Source organism: Psychrobacter sp. AOP31-B2-9, assembly GCF_052378005.1.
Lineage (GTDB): Bacteria > Pseudomonadota > Gammaproteobacteria > Pseudomonadales > Moraxellaceae > Psychrobacter.
The window spans coordinates 1-2,034 of the sequence record NZ_JBQSXG010000242.1 but is presented as its reverse complement, the minus strand read 5'-3'; the positions used below and the strand labels follow the sequence as shown (position 1 = coordinate 2,034).

Sequence of the window (2,034 nt, the reverse complement as noted above, 5' to 3'; positions counted from 1 at the left end):
ATAAATACTATCTCTTAAAGGTGCGTAGCTTTTTAAGCTGTGTGTTTCCTCACCTAACAAAAGAGTATAAGGTATATTCTTAAAATTTGAGCTGTGATAAGTGATGTAAGTTCGAATTTTCAGCTTTTCTTTGTTTGCTCTAGATGCATTTAGTTTACTGTAACTTGTTTGATACTTACTCTCTACACCACTACTATTTCGACGGTTGTTTAATTCTACTAGAGCATTAACTATAGGTCTTGATGAGTTGTAAAAGTTAATTCCATCCACAAAGCTCTCTTCATTGCCAGAATGGTCTATCAAAACAATATCAATCATAACTTTTTCAGCAAATACCTTGCCTAAATCAACTGTTCCAAAATTAGTTGCTACTAGTGTTTTTGGCTCGTATTTAAGATAGAAAGCAGATGCTGCTACTGAGACTATTATAGAAAGACATAGTGCGATTGCTTGCCAATTTTTCATTATTATTAACTCATTAAAATATAAGGTATATGTTTTAAAAACGGGTTAGTGTAACTGTGTAGTGGCATAATAAAATTGGACAGCTTCTAAGAGGTTATAATAACCCAAAGAAGGAAACTAGTATGACCAACAATCGCAATCAATATACCCGAGAATTCAAGCTTGAAGCCATCAGCTTAGTGACTGAGCATAAGCGTAAAATACCTGATGTAGCAAGCTCACTTGGCATTGGCAAATCCACCCTGCAGAAATGGCTGAGTCAGTATCGACAAGAAACGAATGGCCAAGCACCTAAAGTCGGCAACGCTTTAACGGATGAACAACGCGAGCTACAAGAATTGCGTAAGCAGGTTAAGCGACTCACTATGGAGCGCGACATATTAAAAAAGGCTTCTGCTCTGCTGGCCTTGGACAGCCTGAACGGCTATCGCTGATAAGCAAGCTTGCAGAGCAAGACAAAAGCGTCAGTAAACGCCGACTATGTGACTTATTTGGCATCATTAAAAGCAGCTACTACTATGGCACACAGACTAAGCCTATCGATATTGAACGTGTCAAACTCAAAGCCTTGATACGTCAAATATTCAATGACTCCAAACAATCAGCTGGGGCTCGCACCATTGTCGCCATCCTGTGGAATGAGCACAGTATTAGGCTAACGCGTTACTTAGCTGCCAAGATTATGAAGCAAATGAAACTGGTCAGTTGCCAGCTCAAGACCCACAAATACAAGCACGCTGATCAGGAACATAAAACCCATGACAACCTTTTAAAACGCAGATTTAGCCCAACGGCGCCCAACCAAGTCTGGACGGGCGATGTCACTTATATTCGCATTAAAGGCGGCTGGTGTTACCTAGCCGTTGTTTTAGACCTGTACGCCCGTCGTGTGGTGGGCTTTAGTGTCTCAGACTCACCCGATAGTATTCTGACAGGTAACGCTCTGAAAATGGCGTATCAGACGAGACTCAAACCAAGTGGTGTGTTATTTCACTCAGATCAGGGCACGCATTACACCAGTAAGAAATTTGCTGAATCAATCGATGATTGCGACGGTATGACACAGAGTATGAGCCGTCGTGGAAATTGTTGGGATAACGCCCCAACTGAGCGCTTCTTTAGAAGCTTCAAAACAGAGTGGATGCCAAAGGGCGGTTATGAGAATATCGCTGAGGCTAAAAGTGCCATTAGTGATTATATCTGGGGCTACTATCAAACCGTGAGACCGCACACTTTCAACAATTATTTAACACCAGCTGAAACAGAAAGACGTTACTTTAATCAAAACCTCTTATCAGGTGTCCTAAATTAGTTGACCACTACACTGGAACTATCAATCATTAGACTATACCCTAGTGGAACCAGTTATTTTGCCCTTTAAACCTATTAATAGACCACTTAAAATAGACTGTTATAATAGCACCACCTATAGCATACTTCTAAGCTCCTCATATCTATCAAGGCCAATTATGACGACATACATACTCGACACAGAAACCACAGGGCTTATTGAGCCACACATGACTGAGGCCGCCTACTCTATTGTTGATATCATTAATGGCAAGGTGT

2 protein-coding genes are annotated in these 2,034 nt (G+C 40.9%); one reads left to right on the top strand and one right to left on the bottom strand.

Going from position 1 to position 2,034, the window contains the following annotated elements:
* The coding region (locus ACT3SX_RS14825; RefSeq protein ID WP_444761822.1) for a hypothetical protein at positions 1–465 on the bottom strand (465 nt) is incomplete at its 3' end.
* A 122-nt stretch (positions 466–587) separates the two neighbouring features.
* Here ACT3SX_RS14825 and ACT3SX_RS14820 point away from each other — a divergent pair.
* Positions 588–1,777, top strand: a protein-coding gene (locus ACT3SX_RS14820) for an IS3 family transposase (protein WP_101210725.1) whose coding sequence is annotated in 2 segments (ribosomal slippage) — positions 588–846 and positions 846–1,777 — 1,191 coding nt in all. Because the reading frame shifts where the segments join, the coding sequence is not laid out codon by codon here.
* Positions 1,778–2,034: the final 257 nt, after the last annotated feature.